Origin of the sequence: Streptomyces sp. L7 (assembly GCF_050990935.1) — a bacterium.
Lineage (GTDB): Bacteria > Actinomycetota > Actinomycetes > Actinomycetales > Microbacteriaceae > Leifsonia.
In genome coordinates, this window is the sequence record NZ_CP194644.1 from 479,691 (window position 1) to 496,333 (window position 16,643).

Annotated in this window: 14 protein-coding genes and 1 pseudogene; 6 read left to right on the forward strand and 9 right to left on the reverse strand. The window is 71.3% G+C overall.

What is annotated here, in order from left to right:
• Positions 1–34 precede the first annotated feature (34 nt).
• The 3 genes from ACR5MH_RS02405 to lipB form a co-directional block, all read right to left on the reverse strand.
• Positions 35–733: a DUF4191 domain-containing protein gene (locus ACR5MH_RS02405; protein ID WP_431350120.1), complete on the reverse strand. Its 699-nt coding sequence runs from the start codon at positions 731–733 to the stop codon at positions 35–37.
• A gap of 120 nt (positions 734–853) precedes the next feature.
• Entirely contained in the window at positions 854–1,816 is a 963-nt protein-coding gene (lipA, locus tag ACR5MH_RS02410; RefSeq protein WP_431350157.1) for a lipoyl synthase, read from the reverse strand.
• A gap of 98 nt (positions 1,817–1,914) precedes the next feature.
• Positions 1,915–2,637: a lipoyl(octanoyl) transferase LipB gene (gene lipB / locus ACR5MH_RS02415; protein ID WP_431350119.1), complete on the reverse strand. Its 723-nt coding sequence runs from the start codon at positions 2,635–2,637 to the stop codon at positions 1,915–1,917.
• A gap of 168 nt (positions 2,638–2,805) precedes the next feature.
• Between lipB and ACR5MH_RS02420 the strand changes: the two genes are divergently transcribed.
• Positions 2,806–3,816, forward strand: a complete 1,011-nt coding sequence (locus ACR5MH_RS02420; protein WP_431350118.1) for a hypothetical protein — start codon at positions 2,806–2,808, stop codon at positions 3,814–3,816.
• Positions 3,817–3,940: 124 nt separating this feature from the next.
• On the opposite strand, the gene sucB is transcribed toward ACR5MH_RS02420, so the two are convergent.
• The 3 genes from sucB to ACR5MH_RS02435 all read right to left on the reverse strand — a co-directional run bounded on the left by sucB (position 3,941) and on the right by ACR5MH_RS02435 (position 8,509).
• Positions 3,941–5,485 (reverse strand): 2-oxoglutarate dehydrogenase, E2 component, dihydrolipoamide succinyltransferase, encoded by a 1,545-nt coding sequence (gene sucB / locus ACR5MH_RS02425; RefSeq protein ID WP_433862242.1) that lies wholly within the window; start codon positions 5,483–5,485, stop codon positions 3,941–3,943.
• Positions 5,486–5,551: 66 nt separating this feature from the next.
• Positions 5,552–6,925 carry a dihydrolipoyl dehydrogenase gene (lpdA, locus tag ACR5MH_RS02430; protein ID WP_431350117.1) on the reverse strand — a complete coding sequence of 458 codons (1,374 nt, stop codon included), beginning with the start codon at positions 6,923–6,925 and terminating at the stop codon, positions 5,552–5,554.
• Between the two features lie 102 nt (positions 6,926–7,027).
• Complete coding sequence (locus ACR5MH_RS02435; RefSeq protein ID WP_431350116.1) at positions 7,028–8,509, reverse strand: leucyl aminopeptidase; 1,482 nt, start codon at positions 8,507–8,509, stop codon at positions 7,028–7,030.
• Between the two features lie 118 nt (positions 8,510–8,627).
• Between ACR5MH_RS02435 and ACR5MH_RS02440 the strand changes: the two genes are divergently transcribed.
• The 5 genes and pseudogenes from ACR5MH_RS02440 to ACR5MH_RS02460 all read left to right on the forward strand — a co-directional run bounded on the left by ACR5MH_RS02440 (position 8,628) and on the right by ACR5MH_RS02460 (position 14,478).
• Positions 8,628–9,572: a proteasome assembly chaperone family protein gene (locus ACR5MH_RS02440; protein WP_431350115.1), complete on the forward strand. Its 945-nt coding sequence runs from the start codon at positions 8,628–8,630 to the stop codon at positions 9,570–9,572.
• A gap of 60 nt (positions 9,573–9,632) precedes the next feature.
• Entirely contained in the window at positions 9,633–10,973 is a 1,341-nt protein-coding gene (locus ACR5MH_RS02445) for an MFS transporter (protein ID WP_431350114.1), read from the forward strand.
• A gap of 175 nt (positions 10,974–11,148) precedes the next feature.
• A pseudogene (locus ACR5MH_RS02450) lies at positions 11,149–12,477 on the forward strand (RNA polymerase sigma factor); the annotation flags it as partial.
• A 1-nt stretch (position 12,478) separates the two neighbouring features.
• Positions 12,479–13,753 carry a MurT ligase domain-containing protein gene (locus tag ACR5MH_RS02455; protein ID WP_431350112.1) on the forward strand — a complete coding sequence of 425 codons (1,275 nt, stop codon included), beginning with the start codon at positions 12,479–12,481 and terminating at the stop codon, positions 13,751–13,753.
• The gene (locus ACR5MH_RS02460) at positions 13,750–14,478 is read left to right on the forward strand and encodes a type 1 glutamine amidotransferase (protein ID WP_431350111.1); all 729 of its coding nucleotides are present in this window, start codon (positions 13,750–13,752) and stop codon (positions 14,476–14,478) included. Before ACR5MH_RS02455 ends, ACR5MH_RS02460 begins: the two co-directional genes overlap by 4 nt.
• Positions 14,479–14,511: 33 nt before the next feature.
• Here ACR5MH_RS02460 and alr read toward each other — a convergent pair whose 3' ends face one another.
• The 3 genes from alr to ACR5MH_RS02475 are packed head-to-tail and all read right to left on the reverse strand — an operon-like array spanning position 14,512 to position 16,606.
• Entirely contained in the window at positions 14,512–15,588 is a 1,077-nt protein-coding gene (gene alr, locus ACR5MH_RS02465; protein WP_431350110.1) for an alanine racemase, read from the reverse strand.
• Positions 15,585–16,334 (reverse strand): alanine racemase, encoded by a 750-nt coding sequence (locus ACR5MH_RS02470; protein WP_431350109.1) that lies wholly within the window; start codon positions 16,332–16,334, stop codon positions 15,585–15,587. The genes alr and ACR5MH_RS02470 overlap by 4 nt, the downstream gene beginning before the upstream one ends.
• A 35-nt stretch (positions 16,335–16,369) precedes the next feature.
• Entirely contained in the window at positions 16,370–16,606 is a 237-nt protein-coding gene (locus ACR5MH_RS02475; protein ID WP_055915732.1) for a DUF7455 domain-containing protein, read from the reverse strand.
• Between the last annotated feature and the right edge of the window lie 37 nt (positions 16,607–16,643).

The window sequence follows — 16,643 nt, forward strand, 5'->3', positions numbered from 1 at the left end:
GGGAGCGGCCCGACGGCGTGATGCCGGAGTGGGCTCAGCGCGCCCGCTGCGCGCGCACCTTCATCGGGTCGACGCCCTTCGGGATCGGCATCGCGTTCTCCAGCGAGGCCAGACGGTTGCTGATCGCGATGACCTCGGCCTTGGTGAGGGTCGGCTTGATCTTGGCCAGGGTGCGCGGGACCTTGTGCAGCGCCACGGAGTCGGAGTCCGGTCCGACCGAGATGACGGTCACGGGCACGTTCGGCAGCACGCGGTTGATCTTGCGGCGCTCCTCGTCGACCATCCGCTGCGTGCGGGTCTTGGGGCCCTCGCTGATGAGCACCACGCCACCGCGGCCGGTGGCGCGGTAGACCGCGTCCTGCGTCTTGCCGTTGACGGCGATCGGCATCTCCGAGCCGCGCCAGCTCCGCTTGAGCGAGCTGCGCAGCACCGCGCCGACGGCGCCCGGCTGGCCCTCGATCTGCGAGTAGGCGGCACGCTCGGCGCGGCGGCCGAGGATGATGAGGCCGAGGAGCACCCCGGCGAGGGCGCCCGCGACGATCCAGAGGACCATCGTGAACACGTTGCCGTCCGACAGGAACACCGCCATCGCAATGCCCGCGAGGATCGGCAGCACGACTGCGCCCACGATGTACAGGAGCGCACGGTCGTCGTAGCGGCGGGTCATCTGGAAGACCTGCCACATCTGCTTCAGCCGACCGGGCTCCTTGGTGGACTTGTCCTTACGCGCCATAGCTATAAGGATACCGGCTCGCCCGGCCCCCGGATGACCTGTTCACGGCAGGCGTAGCGCCGTTCGGGAGGCCGCGCTCAGGCGGCGGTGCGGCCTCCCGGGTCGGTGCGGGCGGAGGCGTCAGGAGACGGCCTGCGCGAAGCCCGCCGACGCGTCGGCGAGGTGCTGCAGCTCGGCCGGGACCTCGCGTCCCTTGGCCGCCATCGACTGCGCCCACAGCCGTCCCGCGCGGTACGACGAGCGCACCAGCGGGCCGGAGAGCACACCGAGGAAGCCGATCTCCTCGGCTTCCTGCTTGAGCTCGACGAACTCGTCCGGGTGCACCCAGCGCGCGACCGGGAGGTGGCGCGGGCTCGGCCGGAGGTACTGCGTGATCGTGATGATGTCGGTGCCGGCGTCGTGGAGGTCGCGGAGGGCCTGGCTGATCTCCTCGCGCTCCTCGCCCATCCCGAGGATGAGGTTGGACTTCGTGATCAGCCCGGCACCGCGGCCCTGCGTGATCACGTCGAGCGACCGCTCGTAGCGGAACGCCGGACGGATGCGCTTGAAGATGCGCGGCACGGTCTCGACGTTGTGCGCGAACACCTCCGGCCGGGCGGAGAAAACTTCGCCGAGGTATTCCGGGTTGCCGGAGAAGTCCGGCACCAGGATCTCGACGCCGGTGCCGGGGCTCTGCCGGTGGATCTCGCGGATCGTCTCCGCGTAGAGCCAGGAGCCCTCGTCCTCGAGGTCGTCCCGGGCGACGCCGGTGACGGTCGAGTAGCGCAGGCCCATCTTCGCGACGGACTCGCCGACGCGCCGGGGCTCGTCCCGGTCGAAGTCGGCCGGCTTGCCGGTGTCGATCTGGCAGAAGTCGCAGCGGCGGGTGCACTGCGAGCCGCCGATCAGGAAGGTCGCCTCGCGGTCCTCCCAGCACTCGTAGATGTTCGGGCAGCCGGCCTCCTGGCAGACCGTGTGGAGTTCCTCCGACTTGACCAGGTTCTGGAGCTGGCGGTACTCGGGGCCCATCTTGGCCTTGGTCTTGATCCAGGCGGGCTTGCGTTCGATCGGCGTCTGGGCGTTGCGCACCTCCAGTCGGAGCATGCGGCGACCCTGGGGCGCGGCGGCGGGGGTTTCTGCGGCCGGGGTTTCTGCGGTCTGGGTCTCGGCAGTCTGGGGCTCGGCGGTCTGGGGCTCGGCGGTCATGCGGCGACCTCCGTCGCGGTCGGGGCGGTCGCCGTCGCCGCGCGCGCTGCGGCGACCGGGCTGGTGGCGGCGTCGGCCAGCGCGCGGTCGAGCGCGGCCTGGATGAGCGGAGCGACGTCCTGTGGAGTGACGGTGCGGCCCAGGACGCGGGAGATGGTGGTCACCCCGGCGTCGCGGATGCCGCACGCGACGATCTTCTCGTACGGATCGAGGCTGTTGGAGCAGTTGAGGGCGAAGCCGTGCATCGTGACGCCTTCGGCGACGCGGATGCCGATGGCGGCGATCTTCTCGTCCGCCGGGAGCCCGTCGGGCGTCGTGCCGTGCCCGGGCAGCCACACACCGGAGCGGCCCTCCACACGCTCGCCCGGCACGCCGAGCTCCGCGAGCACCTCGATGAGGACGCCCTCGAGCCAGCGGACGTAGCCCACGACGTCGATCGGCTCGGCCAGCCGGAGGATCGGGTAGCCGACGAGCTGGCCCGGCCCGTGCCAGGTGATCTTGCCGCCGCGATCCACGTCGATGACGGGGGTGCCGTCGGTGGGGCGTTCGTCGGGGGAGGTGCGCTTGCCCGCGGTGAAGACCGCGGCGTGTTCGAGCAGAAGGACCGTGTCGGGCGTCCGCCCCGCGGCCACGTCGGCGTGGGTCGTGCGCTGCTGGCGGAGGCCGTCGTCGTAAGGGACGCGTTGTCCGCGGAGGCCGGTGACATCGAAGATCGTCATACAGGCATCCTAAATGGACTGAGTACAGAAAATGGTCACCGCGGGCAGATGCACTGGAGTCCTGCACAGGTTCGGGATGGAAACGAGTTCTCCACGGATGTTCGGACGGCAGCCGTGCGGCGGCGGCATGTGGCGTCTACTGGGGGCATGGCGCGGAGACGGAGACCGGTGGATGCGGCAAAGCGCGCGGCGTGGATCGTGGCGGCGGAAGGGTGGGTGGTGGTCGAGCGGTGGGGGCCGGGGGACGCGAGGGGCGTGGAGGACGGGGTGCCGAGCGGACGGACGGCAGCGCGCGATGCTGCGGCCGTGCGGGACGCGGTGTCGCTCGTCGTCGCGGGAGGTGAGCTGCGAGGGCGAGCCGTGCTGACAGTGGCCACGCAGGTCGGGATGGCGTGGGGCCGTGTCGCGTCGTCGCACCTGCCGCGGTCGCTTTCGCCGCCGGACGATCGGCGAGGCCGCCGGAGCAGAGTCGTCGTCCGGCTGCGGGAGCACCCGTCGGGCGGCTCTGTCGACGACCTGATCACCGCGGACCGCGGCCTGACCGCAGGCGAGGCCGTCACGGTGCTCGCGGCGGTGGCGCGTGGACTCTCGGACCTGCACGAGGCGCGGCTCGGCGGAGTCGGGCTCGGACCGGAGGACATCGCCCTCCGGGACGACGGCTGCCCGGTGATGACGGCGATCGACCGGCTGCGGGAGCTCGATCAGCAGACGATGGCGGAGGACGTCGCCGCCTTCGCGGAGCTCGCCGGCACGCTGTGCGAGGCCGTCACCGACGAGCGGGGCGACGCCGTCCTCGCGGCGGCCACCGACCGGCGGCACCGGAGCTGGGGGGACGTGGTCGCGGGAGTCCTGCGGGCTGCCGACCCGACTGCCGTGCGCGCGGTGGTGAGCGGCGCTCCGGATGCGGTGGGCACTCACGCGCGCGGCGACCCCGATGCAGACGGCGTTCTCGCTGCCGGTCGCCGTCGCGGGGGCGGCACAGCGACACGCGGGCACGATGTCCTCGGTGTCCTGGAGCGGGCGCTGGACCTGATGGGCGATCGTCCTGTCGCACGCGGGCTGGCCGTGGCGCGCGGCTGGATCGTCGCCCGACCGAAACTGGTCGCCGTCGCGTGTTCGCCGCTGGTGGCCGTCACAGTGCTGCTGATGGTCGTGCCCGGGCAGGACGGCGCGAGCTGACGGTCGCGTCGTGCGGGCCCTGGGGGTCCACCGCCCGGACGCGCGAAGCGGCCCGGAAACGCAGAACAGCCCGGAAACGCAGAACGGCCCGGCTCCACAGGGAGCCGGGCCGTCCGTCAGGCGTTCAGATGCCGAGGCTGCCCTCGAACGCGCCGCCCTCGAGGCGGTTCTTCACCGCGACGAGGAAGCGGGCGGCGTCGGCGCCGTCCACGATCCGGTGGTCGTACGAGAGGGCGAGGTACACCGTGGAGCGGATCGCGATGGAGTCCGTGCCGTCGGCCGTGATCACGACCGGCTTCTTGGTGACGATGCCCGTGCCCAGGATCGCGACCTGCGGGAGGAACACGAGGGGCGTGTCGAACAGCGCGCCGCGCGAACCCGTGTTGGTCAGCGTGAACGTGCCGCCGGCGAGCTCGTCCGGCTTGAGGTGGTTGTCGCGCGTGCGCTGGGCGAGGTCCGCGATCTCACCGGCGAGGCCGGCGATGTCGAGGTCCGACGCGTTGCGGATGACCGGGGTCAGCAGGCCGCGCTCGGTGTCGACCGCGATCGAGATGTTCTCGTGGTCCGGGTAGACGATGCTGTCGCCGTCGACCGTGGCGTTGATGACCGGGTAGGCCTTCAGCGCTTCGGCGGCCGCGAGGGCGAAGAACGGCAGGAAGGAGAGCTTCGTGCCGGTCTTGGCGAGGAAGTCGCCCTTCACCTTGTCGCGCAGCGCGGCGACCTTGGTCACGTCGACCTCGACCACCGTCGTGAGCTGGGCGGTCGACTGCATCGAGACGACGGCGCGCTCGGCCACGACCTTGCGGAGGCGCGACATCTGCTGCGTGGTGCCGCGGAGCGGGGAGACCTCGACCACGGGCGCTGCGGCCGGAGCCGCGGCGGCAGCGGCCGGAGCGGCGGCCGCGAGGATGTCCTCCTTGCGGATGCGTCCGCCGACGCCGGTGCCGGTCACGTTCGCCAGGTCGACGCCGTGCTCGTTGGCGAGCTTGCGGACGATCGGAGTCACGTAGCCCGACGGGCCGGCGTGAGCGCCGCCCGACGTGGCGGGAGCCTCGGCGGCCGGAGCAGGCGCAGCGGCGGGAGCCGGGGCGGCGGCCGGAGCAGGGGCGGCGGCCGGAGCAGGCGCAGCGGCGGGAGCCGGGGCGGCAGCGGCCGGAGCCGGAGCAGCGGCCTCCTGTGCGGGAGCAGCCGGGGCCGGTTCTGCAGCGGGGGCGGGAGCGGCGGCAGGAGCTTCCTGGACGGGTGCGGCAGGAGCTGCCTCGGCGGCGGGGGCCGGAGCCTCCTGGGCCGGAGCCTCCTGGGCCGGAGCCTCCTGGCCCGGAGCCTCCTGGGCCGGAGCGGCCGGCGCAGGCTCAGCGGCCGGAGCCGGCGCGGCCTCTGCCGGCGCGGCCTCCGCCTCCGGCGCGGCGGCCGGAGCCTCGCCCGCACCGGAGCCGTCGCCGATCGTCACGAGCGCAGTGCCCACCTCGACAGTCTCGTCCTCCTGCACCAGGATCGCCTCGACGACGCCCGCGACGGGCGAGGGGATCTCGGTGTCGACCTTGTCGGTCGAGACTTCGAGCAAGGGCTCGTCCACCTCGACACGGTCGCCAACGTTCTTCAGCCAGCGGGTGACCGTGCCTTCCGTGACACTCTCGCCGAGTGCCGGGAGGCTGACGGATTCGCTCATGAGCTTTTCTCCTTCAAAACCTGATCGTTCAGTAGCTTATTGCAGCCGCTCGCGCGGCGGACGCGTTTAGAGGGTGTGCAGCGGCTTGCCAGCGAGGTACAGGAAGGCCTCGCCGAGGGACTCGCTCTGCGTCGGGTGCGCGTGAACGAAGGGCGCGATGTCCTCCGGGTAGGCCTCCCAGTTGACGACGAGCTGTGCCTCGCTGATGAGCTCGCCCACGCGCGCGCCGATCATGTGCACGCCGACGACCGGGCCGTCGTTGACGCGGACGACCTTGACGGTGCCGCTGGTGCCGATGATCTCGCTCTTGCCGTTGCCGGCCAGGCTGTAGTCGTAGCTCGTGATCGCGTCAGCGCCGTACTGCTCCGCCGCCTTGGCCTCGCTGAGGCCGATCGAGGCGACCTCGGGGTCGCAGTACGTGACCTTGGGGATGTTCACGTCGGGGACGACGATCGGGTTCAGGCCCGCGATCTCCTCGGCGACGAAGATGCCCTGCTGGAAGCCGCGGTGCGCGAGCTGCAGGCCGGGGACGATGTCGCCGACCGCGTAGACGCCCGGGATGTTGGTCTGCAGGCGCTCGTCGGTGATGACGAAGCCGCGGTCGAGCGTGACGCCGACCTCGTCGTAGCCCATGCCGGCCGTGAGCGGGCCGCGGCCGACCGCGACGAGCAGCAGCTCGGCGTCGACCGTGCTGCCGTCCTCGAGCGAGACGACGACGCCGTTCTCGTTCTGGGTGACGCCGGAGAAGCGGACGCCGAGGCGGTAGTCGATGCCGCGGCGACGGAAGGCGCGCTCCAGCGACTTGCTGATGGTCTCGTCCTCGTTGGGGACGAGGTGCGGGAGGGCCTCGATGATGGTGACGTCGGCGCCGAAGGACTTCCAGACGCTGGCGAACTCGACGCCGATGACGCCGCCGCCGAGGACCGCGACCTTCTTGGGGACGAAGTCGAGCTCGAGGGCCTGCTCGCTGGTGATCACGCGGCCGCCGATCTCGAGGCCGGGGAGGCTGCGCGAGTAGGAGCCGGTGGCGAGGATGACGTTCTTACCGGTGATGGTGTCGTCGCCGACCTGCACCGTCGTCGGGGAGGTCAGCTTGCCCTCGCCCTCGATGACGGTGATGCCGCGGGCCTTCACCAGGCCCTGGAGGCCCTTGTACTTCTTGGCGATGATGCTCCGGCGGTACTCGGTGACACCGTTCATGTCGACGCCCTGGAGCTGGGTGATGATGCCGTACTTGGCCGACTCCCGCGAGTAGTCCGCGACCTCGGCCGCGTGCAGCAGCGCCTTGGTCGGGATACAGCCGCGGTGCAGGCAGGTGCCGCCGACCTTGTCCTTCTCGATCATGCCGACGGTGAAACCGAGCTCGGCCGCACGCAGCGCTGCTGCGTAGCCTCCACTCCCACCGCCGAGCACCACAATGTCAAAGTTCTGCTCAGACACCCAGCTACTCCTCGCGCATCAGGATTCGTGACACGATCCTGCCCCGGGGATGACGTGGGGCAGGCGTTGCATGGGCAGGATTTTCCTGCCCATACGACCCTACTACCTCTGGGAAAAGTCCTCGGCCAAACGGATGAGCGCTCGTACGCTGACGGCGGACGGGCCCTTGCCGGTGAAGCCGTACGGTGCGGACGGTCCCTTCGCCGGGCCGGCGATGTCGAGGTGGGCCCACGGGATCCGCGGCGCGTCGTCCTCGTCGCCGGTGCGGCCGATGAACTCCTGGAGGAACACCCCCGCCAGCAGCATGCCGCCCGCCGTCACCCCCGGGTTGGCGTTGGCGATGTCGGCGACGTCGGAGTTGATGGTGGCGCGGAGCTCGCTCGCGAGCGGCATCGGCCAGAGCAGCTCGCCGGACGCCTTCGCGGCGGCGAGGACGTCGCCGACCAGGTCGTCGGAGCCCATGACCGCGGCGTAGCGGGTGCCGAGCGCGACCATCGCGGCGCCGGTCAGCGTGGCGACGTCCACGATCGCGTCCGGGTGCTCCTCCCCGGCGGCGACGAGGCCGTCCGCGAGTACGAGCCGGCCCTCCGCGTCGGTGTTGAGCACTTCCACGGTGCGGCCGCCGCGCATGCGCAGCACGTCGTTCGGGCGGATGGCGGAGCCGGAGGGCATGTTCTCCGCGAGGCACAGCCACGCGGTCACGCGCACCGGGAGGTCGAGTCGGGCGGCGGCGAGGGCGACGGCGAGCACCGTGGCCGCACCGGTCATGTCGTACTTCATGCCGACCATGCCGGAGGCCGGCTTGAGCGAGAGGCCGCCGGAGTCGAAGGTGATGCCCTTGCCGACCAGCGCGAGGTGCCTCGCGGCGCCGGCCGGCGCGTAGTCCACCTTCACCAGCCGCGGCGGGCGCACGGAACCCTGACCGACGCCGAGGATGCCGCCGAAGCCCTCGGCCTCGAGCCGGCGCTCGTCCCAGACCTCGACCGTGACGGGCAGCCCCTCGACGGCCTCCTCGACGCGGGAGGCGAACGAGGCGGGGTAGAGGTCGATCGGGGGAGTGTTGACCAGGTCCTTGACCAGCGCGGCGGCGCCGGACACGGCGGCCGCGCGCGCGACGAGCGCATCGCCGTCCGCCGACGCGCCGACGACCTCGATGGTCTCGACCGGCGCCTTGACGCCCGCGCGGCTCGCGGAGCGGTACTCGGTGAACGCGTACGCGCCGAGCGCCGCGCCCTCCAGCACGGCGCCGACCCGGGCGTCGTCTTCGGCGGGAAGGTCGAGCGCAACGTGGCCGACGCCGGCGAGCTGGCGGATGGCGGTGCCGGCCGCGTAGCGCAGTGCGTCCTCGTCCGCCGGCTCCGGGAGGCCGACCACGGCGAGGCCCGGACCGCCCGCGGCGCCGGGGAGGCGGACCAGCTCGTCCCTGCCGCCGCCGAAGCCCACCGCCGCGAGCTCGTCGCCCAGCCCGTCCGGAGCCGAGCCCGACAGCACGGTGACGCCGTCCGCGCCGGAGCGCGCCGCGAGCACGAGGACGTCGGCGGAGGAGGAAGGAGCGGGCGAGAGGCTGAGGGCGGGAGGCGTCATGTCTCGACCCTAACCGCTGAACGCCGCGCGACGACGGAGGCCGCATGTTCGCTGTGGGCGTGCTGCGACCGGGCCCGTGCGCGGCGACCGCGTCGGGTGTGCGGCCTAGAGTTGTAGCATGCGAGATCCCGGCGAACTCTACGAGCTGAACCCGGCACTGGTGGTGCCGGCGGGCCTGCCGCTGATCGCGGGGCTCACCGGGTTCGCCGACGCCGGCTCGGGCGTCAGCCAGCTCGGCACCTATCTTCTCGGCACGCTCGACAGCGAGGTCGTGGCGACCTTCGACGCCGACATCCTGCTCGACTACCGCGCCCGTCGGCCGATCATCTACTTCGACCAGGACCATCTGGCCGACTACCAGCCGTCGACGTTGAAGCTGCACCTGGTCTACGACGAGCTGCGCCAGCCGTTCCTCTTCCTCTCCGGGTTCGAGCCCGACTTCCGCTGGGAGGCGTTCACGGAGGCCGTGCTGGGGCTCATCGAGCGCTACAAGGTCAAGTCCGTCACCTGGGTGCACTCCATCCCGATGCCGGTGCCGCACACCCGGCCCATCGGGGTGACGGTCAGCGGCAACCGCCGCGACCTGATCGAGGGGATGTCGATCTGGAAGCCGCAGACGCAGGTGCCGGGCAACGCCCTCCACCTCCTCGAGTACCGGCTGCAGCAGCTCTCGTACCCGATCGCCGGATTCGTCCTGCTCATCCCGCACTACCTCGCCGACACCGAGTACCCGGCCGCCGCGATCGCGGGGCTGGAGAGCATCAGCGCCGCGACCGGCCTCATCTTCCCCACCGACCGCCTGCGCGAGGAGGACCGCGAGTTCGTCGCGAACATCGATGAGCAGGTCGCGGGCAACGCCGAGCTCGGCAAACTGGTCGGCACGCTGGAGGAGCGGCACGACACGTACATGGAGGACACCCAGCTCCGCTCGCCGCTGACCGACCGCGACGGCGAGCTGCCCAGCGCCGACGAGATCGCGGCCGAGCTGGAGAACTTCCTGGCGTTCCGCCGGCACGGCGACGACCGCCGCGGCGACGACGAGAACCCGCGCACCGACCGCTGAACCGACCCCCGTTCCGCCCGCGTGACGGTCCCGCTCGCACAGCGGGCATAGGATCGTGTGGTGAATTCGCGTCGGTCCTGGGTCATCTTCGGGATCGGAGTCTTCGCCTACCTCGTGGCCGTCATGCAGCGGACGAGCATCGGCGTCGCGGGCGTCGCCGCGACCGACCGCTTCCACGTCTCAGCCGCGGTGCTCTCGTCGATGGCGGTCGTCCAGCTCATCGTCTACGCGGCGATGCAGGTGCCGGTCGGCGTCCTGATCGACCGGGTCGGCTCGCGGGCGCTGATGATCGCGGGCACCGCCCTGATGGTCGTCGGGCAGGTGACGGTCGCCTTCGCGCCGACCATCGCGCTCGCGATCGTCGGGCGCATCCTCGTCGGAGCGGGCGACGCGACCGTGTTCACCTCGCTCATGCGGCTGGTGAACTCCTGGTTCCGCGGCCGCATCGTGCCCCAGCTCTCGCAGTGGATCGGCAACATCGGCCAGCTCGGCCAGGTGCTGTCCGCCGTCCCGTTCGCGCTGCTGCTCCACCAGTCCGGCTGGACCGCCGCGTTCCTCAGCGCCGCGTCGGTGTCGGTGGTCGCGCTGGTCGGGATCGTCGCCACCATCCGGGACCGGCCGGCCGGATCGAGCGAGGGACCGCGCCCGGCGACCTGGGGCGAGTCGCTGCGCCAGCTCCGGATCAGCCTCGCCCGGCCGGGCACCCAGCTCGGGTTCTGGTCGCACTTCACCACGCAGTCCTCCGGAACCGTGTTCAGCCTGATGTGGGGCCTGCCCTTCATGGTGTTCGCGCTCGGCATCGACCCGGCGGAAGCCAGCGGCCTGCTGATCGTCTCCGTCGGCGCGGGACTGATCGCCGGACCCGTCCTCGGCCTGCTGACGGCGCGCTTCCCGCTGCGGCGCAGCAATCTGGTGCTCGCGATCGTCGGGATGATGGGGATCGTCTGGGCGCTCCTGCTGCTGTGGCCGGGGACGCCGCCGCTCTGGCTCCTGATCCTCGTGCTGGTGGCGATCGGGATCGGCGGCCCCGGCTCCCTGATCGGGTTCGACTTCGCGCGCACCTCCAACCCGCTGCACAGTCTCGGCTCCGCCAACGGCATCGTGAACGTCGGCGGCTTCCTCGCGAGCTTCGTGATGATGTTCCTCATCGGCGTGGCCCTGGACGCCCAGAACACCGCGCACACGGTCGCCGGACTCTACGCGCTCGACTCCTTCCGCTGGGCGTTCGCCGTGCAGTACGTGATCATCGGCGTCGGCGTCGTCTTCCTCGTCCGCGCCCGGCGGCGCACCCGCCGCCGCCTCGCGGAGGAGGAGGGAATAGAAGTGGGCCCCTTGTGGGTTGCACTGGTTGACGCGTGGCGACGGCGAGATGGTCGGGAGCCTGGCGAGAACGTGCAATAATTGATACCTGGACCCGTTCATGTCCTGGGGTCGGAGCACTTGATGGTGCCCGGCGCGACAGCCCAAGACTTGACATGGGTCTTAGTAATGTCCGCACGCGACCTCAGGCAGGCGCTACGGGGGACGCACCAATGCCCTCCCGCCCGGTTTGAAAGCCCTCGCTTGTATGGAAGGTAGGCACATGGCAACCCGTGCAGCAACCAAGGCCCGCGAGGCCGAGGCGGTCGAGGAGACCGAGGAGACCGCTGCGGCCAGCAAGCCGGCGGCGAAGAAGACGACGGCGAAGGCGCCGGCGAAGAAGACTGCGTCCAAGAAGGCCGGCACCAAGGCCAAGGGCGACGACGACGAAGAGCTCGACGAGGAGGCCGTGGTCGAGATCGACGAGGACGACTCCGCCGAGGAGGCGGACGACTCCGCCGAGACCGAGTCCGAGGGCGACGACGCGGAGGCGGACGACGCCGAGGGGTCCGGGCCCAAGGGCGAGGCGGCAGCCGTGCAGGCCGCAGCGGATGCCCCGCTGCCGACCGACGCGCTCGTGCTGCGCGCCGTGGACGAGGATGACGACATCCCCGTCTACTCCTCGACGATCACCGGCGCGACCGCCGACCCGGTCAAGGACTACCTCAAGCAGATCGGCAAGGTCCCGCTGCTGAACGCCGCGGAGGAGGTCGAGCTCGCGATGCGCATCGAGGCCGGCCTGTTCGCGGAGGACAAGCTCGCGAACACCCCGAACATGCCCAAGGAGCTCGAGCGCGAGCTCCGCTGGGTCGCCCGCGACGGCCAGCGTGCCAAGAGCCACCTGCTCGGCGCCAACCTGCGCCTCGTGGTCAGTCTCGCCAAGCGCTACACCGGCCGCGGCATGCAGTTCCTGGACCTGATCCAGGAGGGCAACCTCGGTCTGATCCGCGCCGTCGAGAAGTTCGACTACACCAAGGGCTTCAAGTTCTCGACCTACGCCACCTGGTGGATCCGCCAGGCGATCACCCGCGCGATGGCCGACCAGGCCCGCACCATCCGCATCCCGGTGCACATGGTGGAGGTCATCAACAAGCTCGCCCGCGTCCAGCGCCAGATGCTGCAGGACCTCGGCCGCGAGCCCACCCCGGAAGAGCTCTCCAAGGAGCTCGACATGACCCCTGAGAAGGTCATCGAGGTGCAGAAGTACGGTCGCGAGCCCATCTCGCTGCACACGCCGCTCGGCGAGGACGGCGACAGCGAGTTCGGCGACCTGATCGAGGACACCGAGGCGGTCGTGCCGGCCGACGCGGTCGGCTTCACGATGCTGCAGAAGCAGCTCGAGAGCCTCCTCGACTCCCTGTCCGAGCGCGAGGCGGGCGTGATCCGCATGCGCTTCGGCCTGGGCGACGGCATGCCGAAGACGCTCGACCAGATCGGCGACACCTTCGGCGTGACGCGGGAGCGCATCCGGCAGATCGAGTCGAAGACGATGGCGAAGCTGCGCCACCCGTCCCGCTCGCAGTCGCTGCGCGACTACCTCGAGTAAGGTGCGCTATCGACTGGCGGTCATCGCCGGCCGCCTCGCCCGCCGGCTGCTGCGCCTGCGGGGAGGCGGCTCCGCGGTGCCGGGGCGGGTCGCGCTCGCGATCGCGCCGAAGTTCCTCGAGCGCGCGGTCAGCCGACTCCCGCTCGGCGTGGTGTTCGTCTCCGGTTCGAACGGCAAATCGACGACCACCAACATGCTCACCGCGATCCTGCGCGAGCACGGGCTGAACGTCTTCACGAACCCGTCCGGCGGCAACCTGCCGCAGGGGATCGCCTCGGCCCTGCTGGCGGACGTGCCGCTCGACGGCTACGTGCGCGGCGACGTCGGGGTGATCGAGGTGGACGAGGCGTACGGCGTCGACCTGGCGACCGTCCTGAAGCCGCGCGGCTCGCTGTTGCTGAACGTGCAGATCGACCAGCTCAACCGCTTCTTCGAGCCGACCCGTGTGATCGGGATGCTGCGAACGATCGCGGAGCGTTCGAGCGAGTTCGTCGTGGTGAACGCCGACGACGACAGCCTCGCCCGCGTCGGCGCGGAGCTCGCCGCCGAAGGCCGTGACGTGACGACCTTCGCGGTGGCCCCGGCCATCATCGAGTCGTCGCCCAACGGCCTCGCGAACGTGGCGGACCTCTCCGGCGTCGCCGCCGGCGCCCTCCCGGTGCCCGCCGTGTTCGTCAGCAAACTGGAGACGCAGAGCGCGCAGCTCACCATGGGCGGAGAGTCCATCCGGATCGGCCTGCCCGCGCGCGGCCTCCACTACGCGGTGGACGCCGCCGGCGCGACCGCGATGGCCCGGCGCGTGCTCGGCGAGAGCTTCCGATCGGAGGCCGTGGTCGCGGCGATGAGTTCGCTGCGCACGGTCTACGGCCGCGGCGAGACGCTGAAGGTCGGCGACGAGGACATCGAGATCATCATGATGAAGAACCCGCCGAGCCTCCAGCTCAACCTCGATTACCTGAGCCACAGCCCGGAGCAGGTCTTCGTCGCGGTCGACGAGGGCACTCCCGACCCGTCCTGGGTCTACGACATCGACCTCTCCAAGCTGGAGCACGTCGACATCGTGTCCGGCACCAAGGCCTGGCAATTCGCGACGCGGTTCGCCTACGCCGGGATCGAGGTCGACCAGGTGATGCCGGAGCTGCGGCCTGCTCTGCAGGCGTTCCTCGCGCTGCCCAAGCCGTCGCGCGGCACCAAGACCATGATCGTCAACTACGAGCAGATGATGGCCATCCGCAAGCAGCTCGGGTTCCTCGACCTGGAAGGCGGCGACACGTGACCGTCCTCCGCATCCTGCACCTCTACCCGCGTGAGCTCGGGATCAACGGCGACGCCGGCAACGTGCTCGCCCTGGCCGAGCGGGCACGCTGGCGCGGCGTGGACGTCGACATCGTCACGCACGCGCCGGGCGCCGAGCTGCCCGCCAGCGCCGACATCGTGCACATCGGCTCCGGCCCGCTCTCGTCGCAGCGCGCGGTCGTCGGCGATGTGGCGCGGATCGCACCGCGACTGCGGCAGTGGCGCGACGCCGGAGTGCCGATCCTCGCGATCGCGGGCGGCTGGCAGCTCCTCGGCGAGGAGATCGAGACGCCGGACGGCGAAACGCTCGCCGGCGCCCGGGTGTTCCCGACCCGCGCGGTGCTGGGGTCGCGGCGGCACGTGGCCGAGGTCGTCGTGCGCATGCCCGACGGCGTCACGCTCGCGGGCTTCGAGAACCACTCGGCCACCACGACCTTCACCGCGGATGCCGCAGGCGCTGTTCCGCTCGGCGAGGCCGTGAGCGGCTTCGGCAACGGCGACAAGACGGAGGGCGTCGTGCTCGGGAGCGCGATCGGCACGCACCTGCACGGCCCGGTCCTCCCGATGAACCCGGTGCTGGCCGACCGCATGCTGCAGACCGCGCTGCGCGGTGAGGTGGCGCCGGTCGCGCAGACCGAGCGAGTAGATCGCTACGCCGCCAATGCGCGTCGCGCCATCGCGGCCCGCCTCGGCGTCGCGCTCTGACGGCGGCCCGTTCGGAGTACCGTTCCTCGGGGCCTAGTTCTCGTAGACGCGGGGGACCCGGACGGCAACGCCCGTGACCATCTCGTCCGCGATGGTCTCCGCCCAGTCGGCGTACTTCTCGGCGGTGACCGTGCCATCGTGTCCGGAGCCGAACAGCACCGCGGTGTCGCCGACGGCGACGCGTGCCGAGCCGGCGTCCACGATCATGGTGTCCACGTCGACCGCGATCACGCGGCAGCGCTGCCCGGCGAGGAGGACGGAGGTCTTGGCGATGCCGAGCACCGGGACGCCGTCGCCATAGCCGATCCCGAGCCGCGCGTGCGTGGTGCCGCCGACGTGGATCTCCACGACCGGCGCCTCCAAGCGCATCACGGGCTCCAGCCCGAGCTCGGCGCCGGTGCGGTCGTCGAACGGCGAGAAGCCGTAGGCGGCGATCCCGAAGCGTACGAGGTCGAAACGGGCCTCGGGCATCCGGATGCCGGCCGAGCTCGCCGCGAGGTGCAGGATCTCGAACCGGGCGCCGCGCTCCTCGGCCTCCGCTACCGCGCTGCGGAACTCCGCGAGCGCAGCCTCGTCGTCCGCGATCGACGCGTCGGCCAGGTGCGACCAGGCTGCGCGGATGCGGACGACGCCCTGCCTCTCCAGCTCGAGGGCCGCGTCGATGAGGTGCGGCCACTGTTCGCGGGTGGCGCCGTTGCGGCTGAGGCCGGTGTCGACCTTGAGGTGCACCACCGCCGGTCGGCCGGCGCCCGCGGCCGCGATGGCCTCCAGCTGCCAGACGGCCGAGATGCCGAGCTCGATGTCGGCTTCGATCGCCGCCAGCCAGTCGGTGTCCTCACCGTGCAGCCAGGCCAGCAGCGGGACCGTGATCCCGGCGGCGCGCAGGACGAGCCCGGCGGAGACCTCCAGCACGGCGAGGGAGGTCGCGCCCGCCTCCAGCCCGGCCTCGGCGATCGGCAGCAGACCGTGGCCGTAGGCATCGGCCTTGACCGCGAGCATGGTCTCGGCGGGAGCGATCAGCGCGGTCAGATGTGCGACATTCCGGCGCAGCGCGGCCAGATCGATGACCGCGCGGGGGAGCGGCTCCGCGATCGCGTCCACGATGGTCACTGTGCCGCCTTCCTTATCCAGTGCCCGTACATCCGCTCGATCCGGCGGCCCAGCCGGCTCGTGATCACCGGCGCGGCCACGCCGAGCGCGGCCTCCCAGTCGAGCACCGACGGCTCGCTGCGGGACGGGTCGCCGAACAGCACCACCGGGTCGCCCGGCTGCGCTTCGGCGTCGCCGATGTCGACCACGAACTGGTCCATGGCGATTCGACCGGTGATCCGGCCGGTGGTGTCGCCGACCAGCACGGGCGCCTTGTTGGAGGCGACGCGAAGGATGCCGTCGGCGTAGCCCAGCGCGACCAGCACGAGCGTGCTGGGGCGGTCGGTTCGGTAGGTGTAGCCGTACGAGACGCCGCGATCGGCGCCGACCCGCTTCACTGCGATGATCTCTGCGGTGAGGCGGAGCGCAGGGGCGACGCCGGGAGCGTCGGTGAGCCCGAGCAGTTCGGGGCCGAGCAGGTGGGCAGGACCGCTGGCGTGCCGGCCGGCCGGGAAACCGACGGTCACCGGCAGCGGGATGCCCTCGTCCGCGATGGCGGCGGCGTCCTCCACCCGGGAGACGAGAAGACCGCCGACCCCCGCGTCGGTCAGCGTCCGGGCGACGGGGATGAGCCCGTGCCCGTACGCGTCCGCGCGGAGATCGGCGGTGCAGTCGGGGAGCGGCGCGCTGGCCGCGGTGGTGGCGTTCGAGCGGATGACATCGAGGTCGACGAATGCGCGTCTGCGCACGCCGGTGGCAGCTGCCATCGCTCGTTCAGCCCGTTCGCGTGGGTCGCGGTGACCTAGGCGCGCTGCTCTTCGAAGAGACGAGCCGTCTCGTCGTGCCAGCTGTGCGCGATCTGCGAGAGCTTCTCCTGGTGCTTCTTGCCGTGGTGGGCGCAGAAGAGGAGTTCGCCGTTGTTGACCACGACGCGGATGTACGCCTGAGCGCCACAGCTGTCGCAGCGGTCCGCGGCCGTGAGTTGCGGCCCCGACTCGAGCTCGTCAACCGCACCATTCTCCGAGGTGATAGTAGACATGTGATGCTCCTTTCCGTCGCAACCGGTGAACTCGGTA

Excerpts from the sequence above, each read along its gene's own strand:
- sucB (WP_433862242.1), bottom strand. The coding sequence starts at position 5,485 with ATGAGCGAATCCGTCAGCCTCCCGGCACTCGGCGAGAGTGTCACGGAA.
- ACR5MH_RS02470 (WP_431350109.1), bottom strand. The coding sequence starts at position 16,334 with ATGGCAGCTGCCACCGGCGTGCGCAGACGCGCATTCGTCGACCTCGAT.
- ACR5MH_RS02435 (WP_431350116.1), bottom strand. The coding sequence starts at position 8,509 with ATGACGCCTCCCGCCCTCAGCCTCTCGCCCGCTCCTTCCTCCTCCGCC.
- ACR5MH_RS02440 (WP_431350115.1), top strand. The coding sequence starts at position 8,628 with ATGCGAGATCCCGGCGAACTCTACGAGCTGAACCCGGCACTGGTGGTG.
- ACR5MH_RS02475 (WP_055915732.1), bottom strand. The coding sequence starts at position 16,606 with ATGTCTACTATCACCTCGGAGAATGGTGCGGTTGACGAGCTCGAGTCG.
- ACR5MH_RS02405 (WP_431350120.1), bottom strand. The coding sequence starts at position 733 with ATGGCGCGTAAGGACAAGTCCACCAAGGAGCCCGGTCGGCTGAAGCAG.
- lipB (WP_431350119.1), bottom strand. The coding sequence starts at position 2,637 with ATGACGATCTTCGATGTCACCGGCCTCCGCGGACAACGCGTCCCTTAC.
- lipA (WP_431350157.1), bottom strand. The coding sequence starts at position 1,816 with ATGCTCCGACTGGAGGTGCGCAACGCCCAGACGCCGATCGAACGCAAG.